The organism is Streptomyces palmae (genome assembly GCF_004684805.1).
Lineage (GTDB): Bacteria > Actinomycetota > Actinomycetes > Streptomycetales > Streptomycetaceae > Streptomyces > Streptomyces palmae.
On sequence record NZ_SRID01000615.1, the window covers coordinates 1 to 2,067 of the forward strand.

The following is a 2,067-nucleotide window of genomic DNA, read 5'->3' on the forward strand; positions in this document are numbered from 1 at the left end:
CGCCCAGGCTTCGGACTCAAGCCCCCGCCGGCCCCGAGGCCGCTCCCCGGGCCCGGCGACATCATCGAGGCTTCGGCCCATGGCCCGCCCCGGCCCTGGGGGCGACCCCCTCCGCCCGATCACCGCCTTCCTGCGAGAAGGAACGGTCCGCCGGCGAGCCGCCGTGAGGCGACGCCGCCGACGGACGTCCCCTTCAAACCGACGTCACCGGAGCTGCCGCCGCCACCGGCAACAACCCCACCGCCGCGTAGGCCGCGTCGACCCGGGGTCGGGCCAGCGACCGCGCCCGTTCCGCGCCGGACCGCAGCACCTCGTCCACCGAGGCGGGGTCGGCGCACAGCTCGGCATGCCGCTTCTGGATCGGGCGCAGCACCTCCACCACCGCCTCCGCGGTGTCCTTCTTCAACGCTCCGTACGAGCCGTACGCGGCGGCCAGCGTCTCCGGCCGGCCGCCGGTGCAGGCGGCGAGGATGCTGAGCAGGTTCGCCACCCCCGGCCGGCTCACCCGGTCGAACTCGATCGCCCCGGTCGCGCCGCTGTCCGTGATCGCCCGCATCACCTTCCGGCGAGCCACGTCCGGCTCGTCCAGCAGATAGACGATGCCGCTGGTCTCGGCGTGCGACTTGCCCATCTTGGAGGTGGGGTCCCGCAGGTCCATGACGCGCGCCGCCACCTCCGGCCGGGTGGCCCGCGGGACCTTGAACACCGTCCCGTACCGCTGGTTGAACCGCACCGCCAGGTCCCGGGCCAGCTCCACATGCTGGGTCTGGTCCTCGCCCACCGGCACCTCCTCGGTCCCGAAGGCCAGGATGTCCGCCGCCATCAGCGCCGGATAGGTGAGCAGCGACAGGCGCACCGAGCCGCCGCGCTCGGCCTCGCGGGCGGCCTTCTCCTTGTACTGGATCATCCGCCGCATCTCGCCATCGCTGGCGGTGCACTCCATCAGATAGGAGAGCCGGGCGTGCTCGTCCACATGGCTCTGCACATACAGCGTGCACAGCTGGGGATCCAGCCCCGCCGCCAGCAGCAGGGTCGCCGCCTGCCGGGTGAGGCGCCGGATCCGCGCCGGATCGTGGTCCACGGTCAACGCGTGCAGGTCCACCACGCAGAACAGCGCGTCCGCCTGGTGCTGGTCCCTCTCGACCCAGCCCCGGATCGCGCCCAGGTAGTTCCCCAGTGTCAGATGCCCGGTGGGCTTGATTCCGCTGAAGATCCGGTGTCGTGCCGTCGCTGCCATCGCAGCCTCCCTGTCCATCGGTGTCGATCGGTCGTGGGACCGCCGCACCGGATGGCCGGCTGCGAGGGACTGCAGATACGCGAACGGCCGCCGGAGCGGCGGCCGTGTCAGTGCATACGCGAGAGGTGGCCGCCGTCAGGCGGGCCACCAGAGAAGACTGTGCGCATGCTTGGACATGCCGACACCATACGGCGGCTGCGACGCGGCCCGCCAGGACCCGCCGCCACCGCACTGCCGGGATCCAGCCACAGGGGTGACGCACGCCCCCCTCCCCAGGTTTGAAGCTCGTACGGGCGTCATGTAGTGTTCTTCGAGTTGTCACGCCGTCCCCATCAGGTCGGCAGGGCAACCACTCGCGCCGCACCGGCGGCAAACCACTACTGCACGGCCCTTGAACGGGATGAATTTCGGCATGCCGAATTTCGGACCGAATGGCTCGATTATGAGCCGGCAAGGAAAACCGCTAAAGTAGTGATCACGCCGGAAGGCGCAAACCCCCTCCGACGGGGAATCGGAAACGAACTCGGGCCGGGAACGGAACGAAAAAGAATCTGATAGAGTCGGAAAGGCCGGAAAGCGAAAGCGGGAAGGCCGCCCCGCTCCAGCAGGGGGCCGGATACGGAGAGCGGAAACGCGAAACGGATCTGGTAAGGTTGGAAACACCGAAGGGAAGCGCCCGGAGGAAAGCCCGAGAGGGTGAGTACGAAGGAAGCGTCCGTTCCTTGAGAACTCAACAGCGTGCCAAAAGTCAACGCCAGATTAGTTGATACCCCGTCTCCGGGCCTGATGGTCTGGGACGAGGTTCCTTTGAAGAAAAAACACAGCGAGGA

At 68.7% G+C, this 2,067-nt stretch carries 1 protein-coding gene; it reads right to left on the minus strand.

Translation table 11 applies throughout. The features are described 5' to 3' along the window. Positions 1-193: 193 nt before the first annotated feature. Positions 194-1,237 carry a tryptophan--tRNA ligase gene (gene trpS / locus E4099_RS31520; RefSeq protein WP_135342513.1) on the minus strand — a complete coding sequence of 348 codons (1,044 nt, stop codon included), beginning with the start codon at positions 1,235-1,237 and terminating at the stop codon, positions 194-196. Positions 1,238-2,067: the final 830 nt, after the last annotated feature.

Bases quoted from the DNA above. Each gene is read 5' to 3' on its own strand.
- trpS (WP_135342513.1), bottom strand. From the start codon at position 1,237: ATGGCAGCGACGGCACGACACCGGATCTTCAGCGGAATCAAGCCCACC.